General features: G+C 70.0%; 19 protein-coding genes. 11 read left to right on the forward strand and 8 right to left on the reverse strand.

Features of this window, described 5'->3' with window-relative positions; all coding sequences use genetic code 11:
- Nucleotides 1-74: 74 nt before the first annotated feature.
- From GKQ77_RS08300 to GKQ77_RS34065, 8 genes are all read left to right on the forward strand, one after another.
- Complete coding sequence (locus tag GKQ77_RS08300) at nucleotides 75-3035, forward strand: M14 family metallopeptidase (protein WP_219688060.1); 2961 nt, start codon at nucleotides 75-77, stop codon at nucleotides 3033-3035.
- A gap of 189 nt (nucleotides 3036-3224) precedes the next feature.
- Complete coding sequence (gene gap, locus GKQ77_RS08305; RefSeq protein WP_219688061.1) at nucleotides 3225-4235, forward strand: type I glyceraldehyde-3-phosphate dehydrogenase; 1011 nt, start codon at nucleotides 3225-3227, stop codon at nucleotides 4233-4235.
- Nucleotides 4236-4343: 108 nt separating this feature from the next.
- Nucleotides 4344-5555 carry a phosphoglycerate kinase gene (locus GKQ77_RS08310; RefSeq protein ID WP_219688062.1) on the forward strand — a complete coding sequence of 404 codons (1212 nt, stop codon included), beginning with the start codon at nucleotides 4344-4346 and terminating at the stop codon, nucleotides 5553-5555.
- A 6-nt stretch (nucleotides 5556-5561) separates the two neighbouring features.
- A complete protein-coding gene (tpiA, locus tag GKQ77_RS08315) occupies nucleotides 5562-6338 on the forward strand; it encodes a triose-phosphate isomerase (RefSeq protein WP_125512073.1) in 777 nt (258 codons plus the stop codon).
- Between the two features lie 124 nt (nucleotides 6339-6462).
- Nucleotides 6463-6693 carry a preprotein translocase subunit SecG gene (gene secG / locus GKQ77_RS08320; RefSeq protein WP_030784160.1) on the forward strand — a complete coding sequence of 77 codons (231 nt, stop codon included), beginning with the start codon at nucleotides 6463-6465 and terminating at the stop codon, nucleotides 6691-6693.
- A 159-nt stretch (nucleotides 6694-6852) separates the two neighbouring features.
- Nucleotides 6853-7188, forward strand: coding sequence for an RNA polymerase-binding protein RbpA (locus tag GKQ77_RS08325; protein WP_078649359.1), 336 nt, complete (start codon nucleotides 6853-6855; stop codon nucleotides 7186-7188).
- 182 nt (nucleotides 7189-7370) lie between these two features.
- Nucleotides 7371-9023, forward strand: coding sequence for a glucose-6-phosphate isomerase (gene pgi / locus GKQ77_RS08330; protein WP_219688063.1), 1653 nt, complete (start codon nucleotides 7371-7373; stop codon nucleotides 9021-9023).
- Nucleotides 9024-9109: 86 nt separating this feature from the next.
- Complete coding sequence (locus GKQ77_RS34065; RefSeq protein WP_219688064.1) at nucleotides 9110-9598, forward strand: DUF2087 domain-containing protein; 489 nt, start codon at nucleotides 9110-9112, stop codon at nucleotides 9596-9598.
- Nucleotides 9599-9641: 43 nt separating this feature from the next.
- Here the strand turns inward: GKQ77_RS34065 and pgl are convergent, their stop codons facing one another.
- Genes pgl through tkt form a run of 5 tightly spaced genes read right to left on the reverse strand, consistent with a single transcriptional unit; the run spans nucleotide 9642 to nucleotide 16341 of the window.
- On the reverse strand, nucleotides 9642-10421 hold the full coding sequence (pgl, locus tag GKQ77_RS08340; RefSeq protein ID WP_219688065.1) for a 6-phosphogluconolactonase: 780 nt from the start codon (nucleotides 10419-10421) through the stop codon (nucleotides 9642-9644).
- Entirely contained in the window at nucleotides 10418-11551 is a 1134-nt protein-coding gene (gene opcA / locus GKQ77_RS08345; RefSeq protein ID WP_219688066.1) for a glucose-6-phosphate dehydrogenase assembly protein OpcA, read from the reverse strand. The genes pgl and opcA overlap by 4 nt, the downstream gene beginning before the upstream one ends.
- A complete protein-coding gene (zwf, locus tag GKQ77_RS08350) occupies nucleotides 11548-13071 on the reverse strand; it encodes a glucose-6-phosphate dehydrogenase (RefSeq protein ID WP_372459845.1) in 1524 nt (507 codons plus the stop codon). The genes opcA and zwf overlap by 4 nt, the downstream gene beginning before the upstream one ends.
- Nucleotides 13072-13076: 5 nt before the next feature.
- The gene (gene tal / locus GKQ77_RS08355) at nucleotides 13077-14219 is read right to left on the reverse strand and encodes a transaldolase (protein ID WP_219688067.1); all 1143 of its coding nucleotides are present in this window, start codon (nucleotides 14217-14219) and stop codon (nucleotides 13077-13079) included.
- Between the two features lie 34 nt (nucleotides 14220-14253).
- Nucleotides 14254-16341 carry a transketolase gene (tkt, locus tag GKQ77_RS08360; protein ID WP_219688068.1) on the reverse strand — a complete coding sequence of 696 codons (2088 nt, stop codon included), beginning with the start codon at nucleotides 16339-16341 and terminating at the stop codon, nucleotides 14254-14256.
- A 385-nt stretch (nucleotides 16342-16726) separates the two neighbouring features.
- Between tkt and GKQ77_RS08365 the strand changes: the two genes are divergently transcribed.
- The 3 genes from GKQ77_RS08365 (at nucleotide 16727) to GKQ77_RS08375 (ending at nucleotide 19280) form a co-directional block, all read left to right on the forward strand.
- Nucleotides 16727-17680: a heme o synthase gene (locus GKQ77_RS08365; RefSeq protein WP_219688074.1), complete on the forward strand. Its 954-nt coding sequence runs from the start codon at nucleotides 16727-16729 to the stop codon at nucleotides 17678-17680.
- A gap of 84 nt (nucleotides 17681-17764) precedes the next feature.
- Nucleotides 17765-18127, forward strand: a complete 363-nt coding sequence (locus tag GKQ77_RS08370; RefSeq protein WP_219688069.1) for a hypothetical protein — start codon at nucleotides 17765-17767, stop codon at nucleotides 18125-18127.
- Between the two features lie 55 nt (nucleotides 18128-18182).
- Entirely contained in the window at nucleotides 18183-19280 is a 1098-nt protein-coding gene (locus GKQ77_RS08375; protein WP_219688070.1) for an amidohydrolase family protein, read from the forward strand.
- Here GKQ77_RS08375 and GKQ77_RS08380 read toward each other — a convergent pair.
- The 3 genes from GKQ77_RS08380 to GKQ77_RS08390 all read right to left on the reverse strand — a co-directional run bounded on the left by GKQ77_RS08380 (nucleotide 19260) and on the right by GKQ77_RS08390 (nucleotide 22040).
- Nucleotides 19260-20282, reverse strand: coding sequence for a COX15/CtaA family protein (locus GKQ77_RS08380; protein ID WP_219688071.1), 1023 nt, complete (start codon nucleotides 20280-20282; stop codon nucleotides 19260-19262). The two genes, GKQ77_RS08375 and GKQ77_RS08380, sit on opposite strands and share 21 nt — an antisense overlap.
- A 67-nt stretch (nucleotides 20283-20349) precedes the next feature.
- Nucleotides 20350-21120 carry an ABC transporter permease gene (locus GKQ77_RS08385; RefSeq protein ID WP_219688072.1) on the reverse strand — a complete coding sequence of 257 codons (771 nt, stop codon included), beginning with the start codon at nucleotides 21118-21120 and terminating at the stop codon, nucleotides 20350-20352.
- On the reverse strand, nucleotides 21117-22040 hold the full coding sequence (locus GKQ77_RS08390; RefSeq protein WP_219688075.1) for an ABC transporter ATP-binding protein: 924 nt from the start codon (nucleotides 22038-22040) through the stop codon (nucleotides 21117-21119). The genes GKQ77_RS08385 and GKQ77_RS08390 overlap by 4 nt, the downstream gene beginning before the upstream one ends.
- Between the last annotated feature and the right edge of the window lie 19 nt (nucleotides 22041-22059).

Below are 22059 nucleotides of genomic sequence, written 5' to 3' on the forward strand. Positions count from 1 at the left end.
GTATTGACATGATCATGCACAGTCACGAGCCTTGCATCCGGCACATCTGTGCCGGACAACCGCAAGGGGGGCTCATGAGACGAAGAGCGAGCGCGAGATCGATCCTCGCCGCGAGCGCACTGCTCATCGGCGGTCTCGCCGCCGCACCGCACGCCCAGGCGAGCGGACCCGCGAAGCCATTGGCCGCCGACGACCCGGCGGCCGTGAAGGTCTACCAGGCCGACGTCACCAAGAAGCAGATACCGATCCTGATCGAGGCGGGCCAGGACGCCCACGAGCTGGCCGGGCAGGCACCCGAGCGCGGCACCGAGCGCGTGGAGCTGTATCTGACCGAGGGGCAGGCCAAGGCGGTCGAGCGCCAGGGCATCGAACTCAGCGAGCACAAGGTCTCCGAGGCCGCCCAGAAGAGGCTCAAGGCCGCCGGGGACGGCGTCTACCGCCCGTACAGCGGAAAGGGCGGCCTCAAGGAGGAGATCGTCAAGGCCGGGCAGGCGCACCCCGGCCTCACCAAGGTCGTCTCCATCGGCAAGACCGTCCAGGGCAAGGACATCCTCGCCCTGAAGCTCTCCAAGAACGCCAAGAAGACCAAGGACGGCTCCAAGCCCGCCACGCTCTACCTGTCCAACCAGCACGCGCGCGAGTGGATCACCCCCGAGATGACCCGCCGCCTGATGCACCACTACCTGGACAGTTACGGCAAGGACAAGCGCGTCACCAGGCTCGTGAACTCCACCGAGCTGTGGTTCGTGCTCTCCGCCAACCCCGACGGCTACGACTTCAGCCACGCCGCCGACGGCGAACGCCAGTGGCGCAAGAACCTCCGCGACATCGACGGCGACGGCGAAATCGCCCCCGGCGACGGCGTCGACCTCAACCGCAACTTCGCCTACAAGTGGGGCTACGACAACGAGGGTTCGTCCCCCCACCCCTCGTCGGAGACCTACCGCGGCACGGGACCGATGTCCGAGCCCGAGACCAAGGCGCTCGACCGCTTCCAGAAGCGCATCGGCTTCGAGTACGGCATCAACTACCACTCGGCGGCCGAACTGATCCTCTACGGAGTGGGCTGGCAGGTCGCCACGCCCACCCCGGACGACGTGCTCTACAAGGCGCTCGCCGGCACCCCCGAGAAGCCCGCGATCCCCGGCTACCACCCGCAGGTCGCCTCCGAGCTGTACACCACGAACGGCGAGGCCGACGGACACGCGGGCAACATCAACGGCATCTCGATGTTCACCCCCGAGATGTCCACCTGCCAGACCGCTTCGAACGTCGACCCCGACGACGCCTGGAAGCCCGAGGACTGCGCGTCCATCTTCACCTTCCCCGACGACGAGAAGCTGATCCAGCAGGAGTTCGCGAAGAACGTCCCCTTCGCGCTCGCCGTCGCCGAGACCGCACTCCACCCGGACAAGCCGGTCTCCCTCACCGGCATCGAGGCCCCGGACTTCACTCCTGACTCCTTCTCCACGTCGTACGCGCGCGGGGGCGACCAGGAAGTCGCCGTCACCGCCCGCAAGTCCGTGCGCCACAAGGAGCTGAAGTACCGGATCAACGGCGGCCGTACGCACCACGAGAAGCTCAAGGCCTGGAAGGGCGGCGAGACGTACGGCGGTGAGGACAACCTCCACTTCGACCAGTACCGCGCCGAGGTCGAGGACGCCCGCGCCGGTGACAAGGTCGAGGTGTGGTTCACCGGCCGCACCAAGAAGGGCCGCACCCAGAGCGAGCACTTCACGTACACCGTCGCCGAACGCCCCCGGGCGAGCACCCTCGTCGTCGCCGAGGAAGGCGCCCCGGCCACCCAGACCCAGAAGTACGTCAAGGCGCTGAAGGCCAACGGGCGCTCCGCCGCCGTATGGGACGTCGCCGAGCAGGGCACACCGCACCCGCTCGGCGTCCTGTCGCACTTCTCCGTAGTGGTGCACCACACCGGCGACCCCGTGCCCGGCGCGCCCACCCAACTTGCCCTGCGCGCCTACCTCAACGAGGGCGGCAAGCTCATCGAGTCCGGCGAGCGCACCGGCGGGGACGTCGACCTGGGCGACGCCCTCACCAACGACTTCGCGCAGTACTACCTGGGCGCCTACGAACGCCTGCCCGCCCCCGACGTCAAGAGCTTCAAGGGCAGCCGCGCGCTCGGCGGAGTGAACACCCCGCTCGCCGCCGCCGGCGCCAACCCGCTCGACAAGGCCGGCCGCTTCACCGTCACCTCCGACAACCTGCCCGCCCAGCGGTTCCCGCAGTTCAAGAGCGCCGCCGCGGGTTCCTACCCCGGCCTCACCAACCCGTACGCCCCCTACGAGGGCCAGGGCATGGCCTCGGCCACCCACGCCGACCGGGACTACAAGCGCCTCACCCGCACCCTCGACCTGACCGGCGTATCGGCCGCCGACAGGCCCGAGCTGCGGCTCGCCCTCAACTGGAGCCTGGAGCCCGGCTACGACCACGGGCTGCTCGAAGCCCACACGCCGGGCGCCGACGACTGGACCACGCTGCCCGACACCAACGGCAACTCCCGGGCCACCGTGCCCGCCGAGTGCGCCGCAGGGTTCCTCCTCAACGGCCACCCCTTCCTGCGCCACTACCTGACGCTCGGGGCGGGTGGCTGCACGGCGAGCGGCACCAGCGGCTCCTGGAACAGCTTCACGGGCTCCTCCGGCGGCTGGAAGCCGGTCGCCTTCGACCTGAGCGCGTACGCGGGCAAGAAGGTCGAGGTCTCCCTCAGCTCCGTCACCGACCCCTCGAGCGGCGGGCGCGGCCTCTTCGCCGACAGTGCCCTACTGGTCGTCGGCGGCGATGTCAAGGAGACCGAGGGATTCGAGGCCTCGCTGGGCTCCTGGAAGACCGCCCCGGCCCCGGCCGGAAGCCCCAATATCACAGGCGACTGGAGCAGTACCGGGGAGCTGTACAAGCCCTATGCGGCGGTTACAGCGCGTGACAGTGTGCTCCTCGGCTTCGGCTTCGAGCATGTGCCCGGAAGCGCCGGAAGGGCCGCTCTTATGGGCGCCTCCCTGGCACATTTGCGCAGCTGACAGTGCGTAATCGGGACCAAGGTCCCGGTGGCCCGTACCCCTACCGCGGGGTACGGGCCTTTGTGTCGCCGCCGGCCCCTCTCAATGTCACCTCGGGGCCTTTGGAGAGGTAGGGTCGGAGGCGGTCGGGGACATCCCATACAACTCGCCGGCGTCTAAAACCGGCGTACCAACGAGGAGATCGGTTTCGTGACGATCCGCGTAGGCATCAACGGCTTTGGCCGCATCGGTCGCAACTACTTCCGCGCACTGCTCGAGCAGGGCGCGGACATCGAGATCGTGGCTGTCAACGACCTGGGTGACACCGCGACCACCGCACACCTTCTGAAGTACGACACCATCCTGGGCCGCCTCAAGGCCGACGTGTCGCACACCGAGGACACCATCACCGTCGATGGCCGCACCATCAAGGTGCTGTCCGAGCGCAACCCCGCCGACATCCCGTGGGGCGACCTCGGCGTCGACATCGTGATCGAGTCCACGGGCATCTTCACGAAGAAGGCCGACGCCGAGAAGCACATCGCCGGTGGCGCCAAGAAGGTCCTCATCTCGGCTCCGGCCAAGGACGAGGACGTCACCATCGTGATGGGCGTCAACCAGGACAAGTACGACGCGGCCAACCACCACGTCATCTCCAACGCCTCCTGCACCACCAACTGCGTGGCGCCGATGGCCAAGGTCCTCGACGAGAACTTCGGCATCGTCAAGGGCCTGATGACGACGGTCCACGCGTACACCAACGACCAGCGCATCCTGGACTTCCCGCACAGCGACCTGCGTCGCGCCCGCGCCGCCGCGGAGAACATCATCCCGACGACCACCGGTGCCGCCAAGGCCACCGCGCTGGTCCTGCCGCAGCTCAAGGGCAAGCTCGACGGCATCGCGATGCGCGTCCCGGTCCCGACGGGCTCGGCCACCGACCTCGTCGTCGAGGTCTCCCGCGAGGTCACCAAGGACGAGGTCAACGCCGCGTTCAAGAAGGCCGCCGACGACGGCGACCTGAAGGGCTTCCTCTTCTACACCGAAGACCCGATCGTGTCCTCGGACATCGTCGGCGACGCGGCCTCCTGCACCTTCGACTCGGCCATGACGATGGTCCAGGACGGCAAGTCGGTGAAGATCCTCGGCTGGTACGACAACGAGTGGGGTTACTCCAACCGTCTGGTCGACCTCACGGTCTTCGTCGGCGGTCAGCTCTAATATCCAGAGCAGGCATCTCGATGTGAGCAACAGGGCCTGTCCCGCGCACCGCCGCGCCGGACGGGCCCTGTCGCACGTCACGTCACAGCCCTCCCAAGGAGTCCAGTAGTGAAGACGATCGACGCACTTCTCGCCGAAGGGGTCAACGGCAAGCGGGTCTTCGTCCGCGCCGACCTCAACGTGCCGCTCGCCGACGGCACCATCACCGACGACGGCCGTATCCGTGCCGTCCTGCCGACGGTCAAGGCCCTCGCCGAAGCGGGCGCCAAGGTCGTCGTGGCCTCGCACCTGGGCCGCCCCAAGGGCGCCCCGGACCCGGACTTCTCGCTGCGCCCCGCCGCCGAGCGGCTCGGTGAACTCCTCGGCGCGCCCGTCGCGTTCGCCGAGGACACCGTCGGCCCCGGCGCGCACGGCGCGGTGGACGGCCTGGCGCCCGGCCAGGTCGCCGTCCTCGAGAACCTCCGCTTCAACGCGGGCGAGACCAGCAAGGACGACGCCGAGCGCGGCGAGTTCGCCGACAAGCTCGCCGCCCTCGCGGATGTCTACGTGGGCGACGGCTTCGGCGCCGTGCACCGCAAGCACGCCTCGGTCTTCGACCTGCCGGCCAAGCTGCCGCACTACGCCGGCTACCTCATCGCCACCGAGGTCGGCGTCCTGAAGAAGCTCACCGACGACGTGAAGCGGCCGTACGCGGTGGTCCTCGGCGGCGCCAAGGTCTCCGACAAGCTCGGGGTGATCGACCACCTCCTGGAGAAGGCCGACCGCATCCTCATCGGCGGCGGCATGGCCTACACCTTCCTCAAGGCGCAGGGCCACGAGGTCGGCATCTCCCTCCTCCAGGAGGACCAGATCCCGGCGGTGAAGGAGTACATGGAGCGCGCCACGGAGAAGGGCGTCGAGTTCGTCCTCCCCGTCGACGTGCTGGTCTCCCCGGACTTCCCGGACCTGAAGACCAAGGCCCCGGCCAACCCGACCACGGTCGCCGCGGACGCCATCCCCGCCGACCAGGAGGGTCTCGACATCGGTCCCGAGACCCGTAAGCTCTACGCCTCGAAGCTCGCCGACGCGGCCACCATCTTCTGGAACGGCCCGCTGGGCGTCTTCGAGCACCCCGACTACGCCGAGGGCACCAAGGCGGTCGCCCAGGCGCTTCTCGACTCCCCGGCCTTCACGGTCGTCGGCGGTGGCGACAGCGCCGCGGCCGTGCGGACCCTGGGCTTCGACGAGAACGCATTCGGCCACATTTCCACCGGCGGCGGCGCCTCCCTCGAATACCTCGAGGGCAAGACGCTCCCCGGCCTCGCGGCACTGGAGAACTGACACCTGATGACTACGCGCACCCCGCTGATGGCGGGCAACTGGAAGATGAACCTCAACCACCTTGAGGCCATCGCCCACGTCCAGAAGCTGGCCTTCGCCCTGGCCGACAAGGACTACGAGGCCTGCGAGGTCGCGGTCCTGCCGCCCTTCACCGACCTGCGCTCCGTGCAGACCCTGGTCGACGGCGACAAGCTCAAGATCAAGTACGGCGCCCAGGACATCTCGGCGCAGGACTCCGGCGCCTACACCGGCGAGATCTCGGGCCCGATGCTGGCCAAGCTGAAGTGCTCCTACGTCGCCGTGGGCCACTCCGAGCGCCGCCAGTACCACAACGAGACCGACCAGATCTGCAACGCCAAGGTGAAGGCCGCCTACAAGCACGGCCTGACCCCGATCCTCTGCGTCGGCGAGGGCCTGGAGATCCGCAAGGCGGGCCAGCAGGTCCAGTACACGCTCAACCAGGTCGACGGCGGCCTCAAGGACATCCCGGCCGAGCAGGCCGAGTCCATCGTGATCGCCTACGAGCCCGTCTGGGCGATCGGCACCGGCGAGGTCGCCACGCCCGAGGACGCGCAGGAGGTCTGCGGCGCGATCCGCGGCCGCCTCGCCGAGCTGTACTCCCAGGAGCTCGCCGACAAGGTGCGCATCCAGTACGGCGGCTCGGTGAAGTCCGGGAACGTCGCCGCGATCATGGCCCAGCCGGACGTCGACGGCGCCCTCGTGGGCGGCGCCGCGCTCGACGCGGAGGAGTTCGTCAAGATCGTCCGCTTCCGCGACCAGTGAGTATGCGCTAGCGGCAATACGTCGTACCCTTGCGGGGGCCGGGCGGTCTCGGACACCGAGGCTCCGGCCCCCGTCGTCGATACAGAGTCGATTCAGATCCGAGGAAGTTGGTCCAGCCGTGGTTATGGGGTTCTCGATCGCCCTGATCGTCTTCAGCGCTCTGATGATGCTGCTGGTATTGATGCACAAGGGCAAGGGCGGCGGCCTCTCCGACATGTTCGGTGGCGGCATGCAGTCGTCGGTCGGCGGCTCCTCCGTCGCCGAGCGCAACCTCGACCGCATCACGGTCGTGGTCGGTCTGCTGTGGTTCGCGTGCATTGTCGCGCTGGGCCTGTTGATGAAGGCGAACAACTAGCGTCAGCCACTGGTCGCTTGTCCGGTGCGAGTCCGCCTGCGCGGCTTATCATGGGGCTTGCGTCCGATGGAGGGGTGTAACTCCCGACACTGGACGCGCGTTGGGCCTTACGTAAACTGAGGCGCCCGCAGCAGCACCATCACGCAGGGAGTTACGACCGTGGCAAGTGGCAACGCGATCCGAGGAAGTCGGGTCGGGGCGGGGCCGATGGGCGAGGCCGAGCGCGGTGAGTCCGCGCCGCGACTGCGCATCTCCTTCTGGTGCTCCAACGGGCACGAGACGCAGCCGAGCTTCGCCAGCGACGCGCAGGTCCCCGATACGTGGGACTGTCCCCGCTGCGGCTTCCCGGCCGGTCAGGACCGGGAGAACCCGCCGGACCCGCCGCGCACCGAGCCGTACAAAACGCATCTGGCGTATGTGCGTGAGCGCCGCAGCGACGCGGACGGCGAGGCGATTCTCGCGGAGGCACTCGCCAAACTGCGGGGCGAGATCTAGGAATTGGAAAACGGCCGGGCACCGAGAAGGTGTCCGGCCGGTTTCTTGTTCCGGTATGTGTACGGACAGACGGCTCCAGATATCTCATACCGCCCGCTGATCGATTAGGTTGGGCTGCACCATTAAGCGGGGGCAGCGGGGCAAGGTACGTACGCGGGTACGAGAGAAGGCTGAAGTCCGAGATGAACGCAGAAAGCCGCGCCAGGCTCAATCAGACGCCCGAGTGGACGGCGCTCGCCGCCCACCGCGAGCAGCTCGGGGAGGTGCGGCTGCGCGACCTGTTCGCCGCGGACCCCACGCGCGGCACGGCGTACACCCTCCACGTCGGTGACCTGCACATCGACTACTCCAAGCACCTCGTCACCGGCGAGACGCTGACGCTGCTGCGCGACCTTGCCGCCGCCACCGACGTCTTCGGGCTGCGGGACGCCATGTTCCGCGGCGAGAAGATCAACACCACCGAGGACCGCGCCGTCCTGCACACCGCGCTGCGCGCCCCGCGCGACGCCGTGGTCATGGTCGACGGCGAGAACGTGGTGCCGGCGGTGCACGCCGTACTCGACAGGATGAGCGCCTTCTCGGAGAAGATCCGCTCCGGCGAGTGGACCGGCCACACCGGCAAGCGCATCAAGAACATCGTCAACGTCGGCATCGGCGGCTCCGACCTCGGCCCCGCCATGGCCTACGAGGCGCTGCGCTCCTTCACCGACCGCGACCTGACCATCCGCTTCGTCTCGAACGTCGACGGCGCCGACCTGCACGAGGCCGTGCGGGACCTGGACGCCGCCGAGACGCTGTTCGTCATCGCCTCGAAGACGTTCACCACCATCGAGACGATCACCAACGCCACCTCCGCGCGCGACTGGCTGCTCACCGAGCTGAAAGCCGGTCAGGACGCCGTCGCCCAGCACTTCGTGGCCCTGTCGACCAACGCCGAGAAGGTGTCGGAGTTCGGCATCGACACGGCGAACATGTTCGAGTTCTGGGACTGGGTCGGCGGCCGCTACTCCTTCGACTCCGCCATCGGCCTCTCCCTGATGATCGCCATCGGGCCCGACCGCTTCCGCGAGATGCTCGACGGCTTCCACCTCGTCGACAAGCACTTCCGCGCCGCGCCGCCCGAGTCCAACGTCCCGCTCCTGCTCGGCCTGTTGGGCGTCTGGTACGGCAACTTCCACGACGCGCAGTCGCACGCGGTCCTGCCGTACTCGCACTACCTCTCCAAGTTCACCGCCTACCTCCAGCAGCTCGACATGGAGTCCAACGGCAAGTACGTCGACCGGGACGGCCAGGAGGTCGACTGGCAGACCGGCCCGGTCGTCTGGGGCACACCCGGCACCAACGGCCAGCACGCCTACTACCAACTCATCCACCAGGGCACGAAGTTGATCCCCGCGGACTTCATCGGCTTCGCCGAGCCGGTCGCCGGTCTGGCCCCCGGCCTCGTCGCCCAGCACGACCTGCTGATGGCCAACTTCTTCGCGCAGACCCAGGCGTTGGCGTTCGGCAAGACGCCCGACGAGGTGCGCGCCGAGGGTGTGCCGCAGGAGCTGGTCCCGCACAAGACGTTCAAGGGCAACCACCCGACGACCACGATCCTCGCCAAGGAGCTGACCCCCTCGGTCCTCGGCCAGCTCATCGCCCTCTACGAACACAAGGTGTTCGTCCAGGGCGCCCTGTGGAACATCGACTCCTTCGACCAGTGGGGCGTCGAGCTGGGCAAGGTACTCGCCAAGCGCGTCGAGCCCGCCCTCACCGAGGGCGCCGAGGTGCCCGACCTGGACGGTTCGACCACGGCGCTGGTCGCCAAGTACCGGGATCTGCGCGGCCGTTGAGCGACACGCCGCGTTAATCGGATGCGGGCGCCCCACCCGGCGGGCGACACTGCTTCGGCTCTGTCACCCGTCGGGAGGGACCCGTCATGGATCAGCTGCTCGCCGCGCTCGCCGACCCCGAGAGACTGCGGCTGTACGCGCGCATCGTCCTCGACGACCTGCCTCCGCGCGAAGCCGACTCGCCCGCCGCCCGCAAGCACCTCGGACGGCTCCTTGCCGCCGGGCTCGTGGAGCGGCTGCCCGGCGGATCGCTCCGCGCCGACCCGGCCGTCTTCCGGCGGGCTCCCGGTCTCGCGGACGCCCACCCCACCGTGCCGCGCCGCCTCACCGGCTTCTTCTCGCACGGCCGCCTCACCACCATCCCCGTACGCCCCGTCGTACGCCACGAACTCCTCGTCCACCTCACGGACACCCTCTTCGACGCCGGCCGCGCCTACAGCGAGCGCGAGGTCAACGAAGCGTTCCGCACCGTGCACGACGACACCGCGGCGCTGCGGCGGTACTGCGTCACCGACGGCCTCCTGGAGCGCGACTCGGACGGCAGCAGCTACCGCCGCGCCCCGGCACACGCGTAAGGGCCCCGCACCGGTCGGTGCGGGGCCCCTGTCGTGCGTACGGCTACGCCACGGCCGGCCGGTACAGCTCCGCCGGGAGCTGGGAGGCCGCCGCCGCGTCGAGCAGCCACAGCGTGCGCGAGCGGCCGTAGGCGCCGGCCGCGGGGGCCTGCACCTCGCCCGCGCCGGACAGGGCGATGGCCGCGGCCCCCGCCTTGTCCTCGCCCGCCGCGAGCAGCCACACCTCGCGCGCCGCCCGGATCGCCGGGAGGGTGAGCGTGACGCGGGTCGGCGGGGGCTTCGGCGCGCCGTGCACGCCGACCACCGTGCGCTCCGTCTCGCGCACCGCGGGTAGCTCCGGGAAGAGCGAGGCGACGTGCGTGTCCGGGCCGACGCCGAGCATCAGGACGTCGAAGGTCGGCACTGGGCCGTGGTCCTCTGGACCTGCCGCGGCGGCGAGTTCGGCGGCGTAGGCCTCGGCCGCGGCGTCCACCTCGTAAGGGCCGTCCGAGGGGGGCATCGGGTGCACGCGGGCCGGGTTGAGCGGCACCGAGTCGAGCAGCGCCTCCCGGGCCTGGGTGTAGTTGCGCTCCGGGTCGCCGTCCGGCAGGAAGCGCTCGTCGCCCCACCACAGGTCGAGGCGCGACCAGTCGATCGCGTCCTTCGCGGGGGACGAACTCAGCGCCGCCAGCAGGCCGTTGCCGTTGCGGCCACCGGTGAGGACCACCGACGCGTGACCGCGGGCGGCCTGCGCGTCGACGACCTTCGTGATCAGCCGGGCCGCCGCGGCCTGCGCCATCAGCTCCTTGTCGCGGTGCACGACGAGCTGCGGTGCCGCGCTCACTTGGCGGCCGCCTTCTTCGCCGGGGCCTTCTTCGCGGCGGCCTTCTTGGCCGGGGCCTTCGCGGGCTCCGGCACCTTCTTCGCCTCGGCCGCCTCCTTGGCCTCCTCGGCCTCGGGGGCTTCCTTCGCCCCGGCCGTTTCCTCGGCGCCCTCGGCGGCCGTGCCTCCGGCGGCCTCCCCGGCGCCCCGCATCGGCTCCGACGAGGGCTCGCCGAGCCGCTCCACGCCGTACCGCAGCGCGGACGCGTAGGTGTCGTCCGGGTCGAGGCGGCGCAGCTCCTCCGCGATCAGCTCGGCCGTCTCGCGGCGCTTGAGGGCCACCGCGCGGTCGGGCTGCCCCTGGATGGAGAGCGTGGCCAGCGAGCCGTCGGCGCGGTCGAGCACGATGGGACCGCAGTCGGTCTCCATGCGTACGCCGGTCAGGCCGGGGCCCGCCGACAGCGACCGCTTCACCGGCACGTCGAGCCGGTCGGCGAGCCACATGCCGAGCAGCTCGCAGCTCGGGTTGAACTCCTCGCCCTCCACCTGCACCGAGGTGACCTGGCACGTGACCTGGTCGAGCGCCGCGGCGAGCATGGAGCGCCACGGGGTGATGCGGGTCCAGGACAGGTCCGTGTCACCGGGGTGATAGGCATCGGCGCGGGCGGTCAGCTCGTGGATCGGCTGCTCGGCCGCGTAGGTGTCCGTGACGCGGCGCTGGGCCAGCGCGCCCAGCGGGTCGTTGGCGGGGTCCAGCGGGGCGTTCACCGGCCACCAGACGACCACCGGGGCGTCGGGGAGCAGCAGCGGCAGGACGACCGACTGGGCGTGGTTGATCACCTCGCCGTAAAGACGCAGGACCACCGTCTCGCCGGTGCCCGCCTCGACGCCCACCCGCACCTCGGCGTCCAGGCGCGAGGTGGTGCGGTCACGGGGCGAGCGGGCGGCGCGCTTGATGACCACGAGGGTGCGCGAGGGGTGCTCGCGCGACGCGTCGTTGGCCGCCTTCAGCGCGTCGTAGGCGTTCTCCTCGTCGGTGACGATGACGAGGGTCAGGACCATGCCGACGGCCGGGGTGCCGATCGCGCGGCGGCCCTGCACGAGCGCCTTGTTGATCTTGCTGGACGTGGTGTCCGTAAGGTCGATCTTCATGGCCGACGCCAGCTCCGTCCGTCTCGTGCGAGCATCTCGTCCGCCTCGGTCGGGCCCCAGGTGCCCGCCGGGTACTGCGCGGGCTTGCCGTGCTTGTCCCAGTACTCCTCGATCGGGTCGAGGATGTTCCAGGACAGCTCGACCTCCTCCGTGCGCGGGAAGAGGTTGGCGTCGCCGAGCAGGACGTCGAGGATCAGACGCTCGTACGCCTCCGGACTCGACTCGGTGAAGGACTCGCCGTACGCGAAGTCCATCGAGACGTCCCGGATCTCCATCGAGGTGCCGGGCACCTTCGAGCCGAACCGGACCGTGATGCCCTCGTCGGGCTGGACGCGGATGACGATCGCGTTCTGCCCCAGCTCCTCGGTGGCGGTGTGGTCGAAGGGGGAGTGCGGGGCGCGCTGGAAGACGACCGCGATCTCCGTCACCCGTCGGCCCAGACGCTTGCCGGTGCGCAGGTAGAAGGGGACGCCCGCCCAGCGGCGGTTGTCGACGCCCAGCTTGATGGCGGCGTAGGTGTCGGTCTTCGACTTGGGGTCGATGCCCTCTTCCTGGAGGTAGCCGACGGCCTTCTCGCCGCCCTGCCACCCCGCGGAGTACTGGCCGCGGACCGTGCTCTTGCCGAGGTCCTTCGGCAGCCGGACGGCGCCGAGCACCTTCGCCTTCTCGGCGACGAGCGCGTCCGCGTCGAAGGAGGCGGGCTCCTCCATCGCGGTGAGCGCCAGCAGCTGGAGCAGGTGGTTCTGGATGACGTCACGGGCGGCGCCGATGCCGTCGTAGTAGCCGGCGCGGCCGCCGATGCCGATGTCCTCGGCCATGGTGATCTGGATGTGGTCCACATACGACCGGTTCCAGATCGGCTCGAACATCTGGTTGGCGAAGCGGAGCGCCAGGATGTTCTGGACGGTCTCCTTGCCGAGGTAGTGGTCGATCCGGAAGACCTGGTCCGGCGCGAACACCTCGTGCACGATCGCGTTCAGTTCCTGGGCGGACGCCAGGTCGTGGCCGAACGGCTTTTCGATGACCGCGCGGCGCCAGGAGCCCTCGGGGGCGTCCGCCAGCTCGTGCTTCTTGAGCTGCTGGACGACCTGCGGGAAGAACTTGGGGGGCACCGAGAGGTAGAAGGCGAAGTTGCCGCCCGTGCCCTGCGCCTTGTCCAGCTCCTGGATGGTGGCCTTGAGCTGCTCGAACGCGGCGTCGTCGTCGAAGTTGCCCTGGACGAAGCGCATCCCCTGGATGAGCTGCTGCCAGACCTCCTCGCGGAACGGCGTGCGCGCGTGCTCCTTGACCGCGTCATGGACGACCTGGGCGAAGTCCTCGTGCTCCCAGTCGCGGCGGGCGAAACCAATAAGGGAAAAGCCCGGCGGCAACAGACCTCGGTTCGCGAGGTCGTACACGGCGGGCATCAGCTTTTTACGGGACAAATCGCCCGTGACGCCAAAAATGACCAGGCCCGACGGCCCCGCGATACGCGGGAGCCGTCGGTCTGCGGCGTCACGCAGCGGATTGCTGCTTGACAAAGTGGTCAGCCCTTCGAAGGAGCGAGGCGCTTCAGCTCGGCCTCGGTCGACTTGAGCAGGTCGTTCCAGGAGGCCTCGAACTTGTCGACGCCCTCGTCTTCCAGGAGCCGCACGACCTCGTCGTACGAGATGCCGAGCTTCTCCACGGCGGCGATCTCGGCGCGCGCCTGGTCGTAGGTGCCCGCGATGGTGTCGCCGGTGATCGAACCGTGGTCGCCGGTGGCTTCCAGGGTCGCCTCGGGCATCGTGTTCACCGTGTTGGGCGCGACCAGCTCGTCGACGTACAGGGTGTCCTTGTACGCCGGGTCCTTGACGCCGGTCGAGGCCCACAGCGGACGCTGCTTGTTGGCCTGCGCCTTGTCGAGCGCGGCCCAGCGCTCCGAGGCCTGCGTCGACTTGTCGGCGGAGCCGAACACCGCCTCGTACGCCTCGTAGGCGAGCCGGGCGTTGGCGAGGGCGGCCTTGCCCTTGAGGGACTTGGCCTCGTCCGTGCCGATGCCGTCGAGGCGCTTGTCGATCTCGGTGTCCACGCGGGACACGAAGAAGGACGCCACCGAGTGGATCTTGGAGAGGTCCAGGCCGCGCTCCTTGGCCTTCTCCAGGCCCGCCAGGTACGCGTCCATGACCAGGCGGTAGCGCTCCAGCGAGAAGATCAGCGTGACGTTGACGCTGATGCCGAGGCCGATGACCTCGGTGATCGCCGGCAGGCCCGCCTCGGTGGCCGGGATCTTGATGAGCGTGTTCGGGCGGTCCACCAGCCAGGCGAGCTGCTTGGCCTCGGCGACCGTGGCCTTGGTGTTGTGCGCAAGGCGCGGGTCGACCTCGATGGACACGCGGCCGTCCTGGCCGCCCGTCGCGTCGAAGACCGGGCGCAGGATGTCGGCGGCGTCACGGACGTCCGCCGTCGTGATCATGCGGATGGCCTCTTCGACCGTGACCTCACGGGCGGCGAGGTCGGAGAGCTGCTGGTCGTAACCGTCGCCCTGCGAGATGGCCTTCTGGAAGATCGACGGGTTGGTGGTGACGCCCACGACGTGCTGCTGGTCGATCAGTTCGGCGAGGTTGCCGGACGTGATCCGCTTGCGCGACAGGTCGTCCAGCCAGATCGCGACGCCTTCTTCGGAGAGGCGCTTGAGTGCGTCTGTCATGGAATTACATCTCCTACTTGGTCGTATATGGGCGTCAGCGCTGGGCTGCGGCGATCGATTCCCGCGCCGCCTGGGCGACCGCGTCGGCGGTGAACCCGAACTCGCGGAAAAGCACCTTGCCGTCGGCCGAGGCACCGAAGTGCTCCAGCGAGACGATGCGTCCGGCGTCGCCCACGAAACGGTGCCAGGTCAGGCCGATGCCCGCCTCGACCGCCACGCGCGCCTTCACCGACGGCGGCAGCACGCTGTCGCGGTACCCCTGCTCCTGCTCCTCGAACCACTCGACCGAGGGCATCGACACGACCCGCGTCGGCACGCCGGCCGCCTGCAGCTGCTCGCGCGCCTCGACGGCGAGCTGCACCTCGGAGCCGGTGCCGATGAGGATGACCTCCGGAGCGCCGCCGTCGGCCTCGAACAGGACGTAGCCGCCCTTGGCCGCGTCCTCGTTGCGCTCGTACGTCGGCACGCCCTGGCGGGTCAGCGCGAGGCCGTGCGGGGCGCCCTTGCCGAACTCCTTGGTGTAGCGCTTGAGGATCTCGCGCCAGGCGATGGCGGTCTCGTTCGCGTCGGCCGGGCGGACCACGTTCAGGCCCGGGATGGCGCGCAGCGAGGCGAGGTGCTCGACCGGCTGGTGGGTCGGGCCGTCCTCGCCGAGACCGACCGAGTCGTGCGTCCATACGTACGTCACCGGCAGGTGCATCAGCGCGGACAGACGCACGGCGTTGCGCATGTAGTCCGAGAAGACCAGGAAGGTGCCGCCGTAGATACGGGTGTTGCCGTGCAGCGCGATGCCGTTCATCTCCGCGGCCATGGAGTGCTCGCGGATGCCGAAGTGGATCGTGCGGCCGTACGGGTCGGCCTCCGGCAGCGGGTTGTCCGCGGGGAGGAACGACGACGTCTTGTCGATCGTCGTGTTGTTCGAACCCGCGAGGTCGGCGGAGCCGCCCCACAGCTCGGGGATGACCGCGCCGAGCGCCTGCAGGACCTTGCCGGACGCGGCGCGGGTGGCGACGCCCTTGCCGGTCTCGAAGACGGGAAGCTTCTCCTCCCAGCCCTCGGGCAGCTCGCCCGCGGCGACGCGGTCGAAGGTGGCGGCGTGCTCGGCGTTGGCGGTGCGCCAGGCGGCGAAGCCCTTCTCCCACTCGGCCTTGGCCTCGCGGCCGCGGTCGAGGGCCTTGCGGGTGTGCGCGATGACCTCGTCGGAGACCTCGAAGGTCTGCTCGGGGTCGAAGCCGAGGACGCGCTTGGTGGCGGCCACTTCCTCGTCGCCGAGCGCCGAGCCGTGCGCGGCCTCGGTGTTCTGCGCGTTCGGGGCGGGCCAGGCGATGATCGAGCGCATCGCGATGAAGGAGGGACGCTCGGTCTCGGCCTTGGCGGCCTGGATCGCGGCGTACAGGGCGGCGGGGTCGAGGTCGCCGTTCTCCTTCGGCTCCACGCGCTGGACGTGCCAGCCGTAGGCCTCGTACCGCTTGAGGGTGTCCTCGGAGATCGCGGTGGCGGTGTCGCCCTCGATCGAGATGTGGTTGTCGTCCCACAGCATCACGAGGTTGCCGAGCTGCTGGTGCCCGGCCATCGAGGACGCCTCCGCGGAGATGCCCTCCTCCAGGCAGCCGTCACCGGCGATGACGAAGATGTGGTGGTCGAACGGCGACTCGCCCGCGGGGGTCGCCGGGTCGAACAGGCCGCGCTCGTAGCGGGCGGCCATCGCCATGCCCACGGCGTTGGCGACACCCTGGCCCAGCGGGCCCGTCGTCGTCTCCACGCCCGTCGTGTGCCCGTACTCCGGGTGGCCCGGGGTCTTCGAGCCCCAGGTGCGGAAGGCCTTCAGATCGTCCAGCTCCAGGCCGAAACCGGCGAGGTAGAGCTGGATGTAGAGGGTCAGGGACGAGTGGCCCGCGGAGAGAACGAAACGGTCCCGCCCGGTCCAGTCCGCGTCCGCCGGATCGTGCCGCATCACCTTCTGGAAAAGGGTGTACGCGGCGGGCGCGAGGCTCATGGCCGTACCGGGATGGCCGTTGCCGACCTTCTGTACGGAATCCATGGCCAGGACGCGGGCGGTGTCAACGGCTCGCTGGTCCAGTTCGGTCCACTCGAGGTCTGTGGTGGTCGGCTTGGTGCTCACCCTGAGTCAGGGCTCCTCTCCACATGTCGAATGCCGGCGATGTGAATCCCACCGGCCGTTGTCGAGCCTACCGCTGCCGGAACGTGCATTTTTTCGAGTCATTCCAGACTGCCGGGACAAGCCGGGATCCGCCTCCGGAAAGGAATGCGCGGCGATTCGCCATGTGAATAAGGAACCGCTCATTTGTCCGCTCAAAGAACACTCCACACCGCTCACGTGACGGCCCGGCCGGTACGCGGTACCCCTCTTACGGAGACCCAACACGAGCGGACCCCCGCGAAGGGCGAGGTATGGGCAACGTCTACAGTGGCGTGGTACGCGCGAGCTTTACCGGATCTTCATGTCCGACGGTGCTGGTCGGCTCGCTGGGATGTCTCTGTCAGGGGTGTGCGTGACGGCCGTTGAATCCCGTCCAGCGGGGGTTTCCGGGACGGACCTTAGCCCGAGCCATCGGCCGTTCGGGGCCCGTGTCAAGGCGTTCGTGGCGCTGACCAAGCCGCGGATCATCGAACTCCTCCTCATCACCACCGTTCCGGTGATGTTCCTCGCCGAGCAGGGCGTGCCCGACCTGTGGCTGGTCTTCGTGACCTGCCTGGGCGGCTACCTCTCCGCGGGCGGCGCGAACGCGCTCAACATGTACATCGACCGCGACATCGACGCCCTGATGGACCGTACGTCGCAGCGGCCGCTGGTCACCGGGATGGTGAGCCCCCGCGAGTGCCTTGTCTTCGGCATCGCCCTCGCGGTCGTCTCCACGCTGCTCTTCGGCCTCGCCGTCAACTGGCTCTCCGCGTGGCTCGCGCTCGGCGCGCTCCTCTTCTATGTGGTCGTCTACACGATGATCCTGAAGCGGCGGACCTCGCAGAACATCGTCTGGGGCGGCATCGCGGGCTGCATGCCGGTCCTCATCGGCTGGTCCTCGGTGACGAACTCCCTGTCGTGGGCGCCGGTCATCCTCTTCCTCGTCATGTTCTTCTGGACGCCGCCGCACTACTGGCCGCTCTCCATGAAGGTCAAGGAGGACTACGCGCGCGTGGGCGTGCCGATGCTGCCGGTCATCGCCTCGAACAAGGTGGTCGCCCGGCAGATCGTCCTCTACAGCTGGGTCATGGTCGCCGTCTCGCTGCTCCTCCAGCCGCTCGGCTACACCGGCTGGTTCTACACCGCGGTGGCGCTGGTGACCGGCGGCTGGTGGCTCTGGGAGGCGCACGGCCTCCAGAACCGCGCCAAGGCGGAGGCGACGGGCGGCAAGCTCAAGGAGATGCGGCTCTTCCACTGGTCCATCACGTACGTCTCCCTGCTCTTCGTCGCCGTGGCGGTGGACCCCTTCCTCCGCTAGGCCCGCGCCCCTGACGGGGCGCGTGGGCGACGCCACTTCGACGCGCTGTCGACCACGTGGCTACCCGTCGGTAGCATCCTCGGCATGGCAGAGACTCAGCAGGTGGACGACAGCAAGAAGGCCGCTCGCGCGGAGCGCAAGGCGGCTCGGCTCGCCAAGGAGATCGGCGCCTTCGCCAGTGCGCACGGCGGCGCCGAGGGGCAGATCGCGTACCTCGGCCAGAAGGGCGCCCGCATCGTGCTCGTCGGCGCGGACGGCGGCTGGGGCGACCTGGTCGCGCCCGACCACGCCGTCGCGGTCAGCGCCGTCGAGAAGGCCGGGATCACCGTCCACGAGGAGTTCGACGGGGACTTCGCCGCGAAGGTGCGGACCGGGCCCTATGAGTGGACGCGCATGGCCGGGATCCAGCTCGGCGGACCGAAGAACGACGCCGGAGGCAACACCTGACACGCGGGTCACCCGTTAGGACCGTAGGAGCAAGGTCCATTCAGCGGGAGCCCGCATGATCGAAACGCCGTCCCTGGTGGACCAGTACTGCCATGGTGTCCTCCGCACGGAGCTGGGCCTCGGCACCTTCGAGGTCCACCTCGGCCGGGGCGAGGGGCCGCCCGCCCCCGGCACCACCTTCTTCGACACCCAGACCGGCTTCGCGGTGCGCCGCTGGTGCCCGCCCCTGCTCGGCGTCGAGCCGCACTGCCCGCCGGCCCGCTATCTGGCCCGGCGCCGCGAGCTGGGCGTCCTGGAGTCCGGGCGGCGGCTGCTGCGGGGCAGCGGCATCACCACGTACCTCGTCGACACGGGGCTGCCGGGGGATCTGACGGGACCGGACGAGATGGCGTCCACCGGCGACGCCGACGCCCGCGAGATCGTCCGCCTCGAACTCCTCGCCGAACAGGTCGCGGACACCTCGGGCACCGCCGACTCCTTCCTCGCCAACCTCGCCGAGTCCGTGCACGCCGCCGCCGCGGGAGCCGTCGCCTTCACCTCGGTCGCCGGGGTGCGCCATCCGCTCGCCCTCGCGGCGCAGCCGCCGGGGCCCGGCGAGGTGCGCGGCGCGGTGGGGCGCTGGCTCGCCGGGCGGCAGGTGGGCGGGGCGCTCACCGACCCGGTGCTGCTGCGGCACCTGCTGTGGATCGCGGTGGCCTCGGGCAGACCCCTGCAGCTGCACGCGGGGGCGGGGGACCCGCAGACGTACTTCGGGGACTTCGCGAGGGCCACCGCGGGCCTCGGCACCGACCTGGTGCTGCTGCACGGCTACCCCTACCACCGCAGCGCCGCCCACCTCGCGGCCGTCTTCCCGCATGTGTACGCCGACCTCGGGCCCGCCCTCGTACGCACCGGGGCGCGCGCGGCGGCCGTGCTCGCGGAGATCCTGGAACTCGCGCCCTTCGGCAAGCTGCTCTTCTCCAGCGGCGCGCACGGGCTGCCCGAACTGCACGTGGTGGGGGCACACCTGTTCAGGGAGGCCCTCGGGCGGGTGCTCGGCACCTGGGTCGCGGAGGGGGCCTGGTCGCTCACCGACGCGCAGCGCGTGGCTGGCCTGATCGCGGCGGGCAACGCCCGCCGCGTCTACGGACTGTCAGACGGCGGAGAGCTGTGAGTCGTCCGCCTGCGCGGGCAGCTCGGCCGTGGGGTGCGGGCGCTCCCGCAGCGACAGCAGGACGCGCAGCACGGCGATCCACACCAGACACGAGCCGAACATGTGCAGCCCGACCAGGATCTCCGGCAGGTCCGTGAAGTACTGGACGTAGCCGATGGCGCCCTGGGCGAGCAGGATCAGGAAGAGGTCGCGGGTGCGGGCCAGCGGGCCGCGCGGCGCGTCGACCGCCTTGAGGACGAACCAGAGCGCGAAGGCCAGCGTCACCACGATCCAGGCGAGAACCGCGTGCAGCTTGGTGACGCCCTCCCAGTCGAGGCCCACCGGGGCGAGGTTCATCCGCGGTACGTCACTGGAGTCGCCCGCGTGCGGACCCGCGCCGGTCACGACCGTGCCGACCGCGATCAGCAGCGCCGAGGCCGCCACCAGGAACCAGACGAGCTGCGCCACGGCCTTGCCGACCAGCGGGCGCGGCTCGCCGTCGCCCTCGCGGGAGCGCTGCCACATGACGGCGGCGACCGCGATCAGGGCGGAGGAGAGCAGGAAGTGCGCGGCGACCGTGTACGGGTTCAGGCCGACGAGGACGACGATGCCACCGAGCACGGCGTTCCCCATGACCAGCCAGAACTGGGTCCAGCCGAGCCGGGTCAGGCTGCGCCGCATCGGCTTCTGGGCGCGGGCCGCGATGATCGCCCAGCCGACGGCCGCGCACAGCACGTAGGTGAGCATGCGGTTGCCGAACTCGACGACGCCGTGGAAGCCCATCTCACTGGTCGCGGTGAGGGAGTCCTCCGTGCACTTGGGCCAGGTCGGGCAGCCGAGGCCCGAGCCGGTCAGCCGGACGGCGCCGCCCGTCACCACGATGACGACGGTCATGGCCAGGGAGAGGAAGGCCGCCCGCTGGACGGTCCGCTGGGTGGGCGTCCAGCGCTCGGCGATGAAGGCGAGCGGGTTCCGCGCGGCTTGAGCGAGGTCGGCTCGGGTCACGTTTGGCACGCGCACCATCGTAGGGGGCCGCTTGTGCACGGCTTCACGAGGGGGACGTATCCGGCGTTCCGGCGGGGTGGCGCCGCTACTCCCAGCGGAAGAACCTCGCCGCCGCGCCGAGCCCCAGGACCGCCCACACGGCGAGGATCCCGAGGTTCGCCCACGGCATGCCCGCCCCGTCCTGGAGCACGTCGCGCAGCCCGTCCGAGAGCGCCGAGATGGGCAGCAGACCGAGCACCGTCTGCGCCGCATCGGGGAACTTGTCCAGCGGCACGATCACCCCGCCGCCCATGAGCAGCAGCAGGAAGACGAGGTTCGCGGCGGCCAGCGTCGCCTCGGCCTTCAGGGTGCCCGCCATCAGCAGGCCGAGCCCGGAGAAGGCCGCCGTGCCGAGCACCAGGAGCAGCAGGACGGAGACGGGGTTGCCGTGCGGGGACCAGCCGAGGGCGAAGGCGATGACCGTGAGCAGCACGATCTGCAGCACCTCGGTGACCAGCACCGAGAGGGTCTTGGCGGCCATCAGGCCCCAGCGGGGGAGCGGCGAGGCGCCGAGCCGCTTCAGTACGCCGTAGCGCCGCTCGAAGCCGGTCGCGATGGCCTGGCCGGTGAAGGCCGTGGACATCACGGCGAGCGCGAGGACGCCGGGCGCGAGGAAGTCGACGGCCTCGCCGTCACCCGTGTCGACGATGTCGACCGCGCTGAACAGCACGAGCAGCAGGGTCGGGATCACCACCGTGAGGAGCAGCTGCTCGCCGTTGCGCAGCAGCATCCTGGTCTCCAGCGCGGCCTGCGCGGCGATCATGCGGGGGAGCGGGGCGGCGCCCGGCTTCGGTGTGTACGTACCGGCGGCGCTCATCCGCGCAGCTCCTTGCCCGTGAGTTCCAGGAAGACGTCTTCCAGGGTGTGGCGTTCGACCGAGATCTTCTCCGGCATCACCCCGTGCTGGGCGCACCAGGAGGTGACGGTGGCGAGCAGCTGCGGGTCGACCGTGCCGCTGACGCGGTAGGCGCCCGGGGTGAGTTCGGCCGCCGCCGAGTCCGGGGGGAGCGCCTTGAGGAGCGAGGCGACGTCGAGTCCGGGGCGGCCGGTGAAGCGCAGGGTGTTCTCGGCGCCGCCGCGGCACAGCGCGTCGGGGGAGCCCTGGGCGATGACCTTGCCCGCGTCGATGATCGCGACGTCGTCGGCGAGCTGTTCGGCCTCGTCCATGTGGTGCGTGGTGAGGATGGCGTGGACGCCGTCGCGGCGCAGATCGCGTACGAGGTCCCAGGTGGCCCGGCGCGCCTGTGGGTCGAGGCCCGCCGTCGGCTCGTCCAGGAAGACCAGCTCGGGCCTGCCGACGACGGCCATCGCGAGCGCGAGGCGCTGCTGCTGGCCGCCGGAGAGCCGCCGGTAGGTGGTGCGGCCGCAGCTGCCGAGTCCCAGGCGCTCGATGAGGGCGTCCACGTCCAGCGGGTCCGCGTGCAGCTTGGCGACGTGGCGCAGCATCTCGTCCGCGCGGGCGCCGGAGTAGACGCCGCCGGACTGGAGCATCACGCCGATGCGGGGCCGCAGCGCCTCGGCCTGGCGCAGCGGGTCGAGGCCGAGGACGCGGACGGTGCCGGAGTCCGGCTTCCGGTAGCCCTCGCAGGTCTCGATCGTGGTGGTCTTGCCGGCGCCGTTGGGGCCGAGGACGGCGGTGATGCCCGCCCCGGCGACCAGGTCGAGACCGTCGACCGCGGTCTTGTCTCCGTACCGCTTGACCAGACTCTCGATCTGGACGACGGGCTCGTTTCGCATGGTGAGCCAGTCTAGGGAG

The sequence above is a fragment of the Streptomyces anatolicus genome (assembly GCF_019400875.1).
Taxonomy (GTDB): domain Bacteria; phylum Actinomycetota; class Actinomycetes; order Streptomycetales; family Streptomycetaceae; genus Streptomyces; species Streptomyces anatolicus.

Bases quoted from the DNA above. Each gene is read 5' to 3' on its own strand.
- tal (WP_219688067.1), bottom strand. From the start codon at position 14,219: ATGACAGACGCACTCAAGCGCCTCTCCGAAGAAGGCGTCGCGATCTGG.
- GKQ77_RS08390 (WP_219688075.1), bottom strand. From the start codon at position 22,040: ATGCGAAACGAGCCCGTCGTCCAGATCGAGAGTCTGGTCAAGCGGTAC.
- GKQ77_RS08300 (WP_219688060.1), top strand. From the start codon at position 75: ATGAGACGAAGAGCGAGCGCGAGATCGATCCTCGCCGCGAGCGCACTG.
- opcA (WP_219688066.1), bottom strand. From the start codon at position 11,551: ATGAAGATCGACCTTACGGACACCACGTCCAGCAAGATCAACAAGGCG.
- GKQ77_RS08380 (WP_219688071.1), bottom strand. From the start codon at position 20,282: ATGGTGCGCGTGCCAAACGTGACCCGAGCCGACCTCGCTCAAGCCGCG.
- tpiA (WP_125512073.1), top strand. From the start codon at position 5,562: ATGACTACGCGCACCCCGCTGATGGCGGGCAACTGGAAGATGAACCTC.
- GKQ77_RS08375 (WP_219688070.1), top strand. From the start codon at position 18,183: ATGATCGAAACGCCGTCCCTGGTGGACCAGTACTGCCATGGTGTCCTC.
- pgi (WP_219688063.1), top strand. From the start codon at position 7,371: ATGAACGCAGAAAGCCGCGCCAGGCTCAATCAGACGCCCGAGTGGACG.
- GKQ77_RS08385 (WP_219688072.1), bottom strand. From the start codon at position 21,120: ATGAGCGCCGCCGGTACGTACACACCGAAGCCGGGCGCCGCCCCGCTC.
- GKQ77_RS34065 (WP_219688064.1), top strand. From the start codon at position 9,110: ATGGATCAGCTGCTCGCCGCGCTCGCCGACCCCGAGAGACTGCGGCTG.
- GKQ77_RS08370 (WP_219688069.1), top strand. From the start codon at position 17,765: ATGGCAGAGACTCAGCAGGTGGACGACAGCAAGAAGGCCGCTCGCGCG.
- secG (WP_030784160.1), top strand. From the start codon at position 6,463: ATGGGGTTCTCGATCGCCCTGATCGTCTTCAGCGCTCTGATGATGCTG.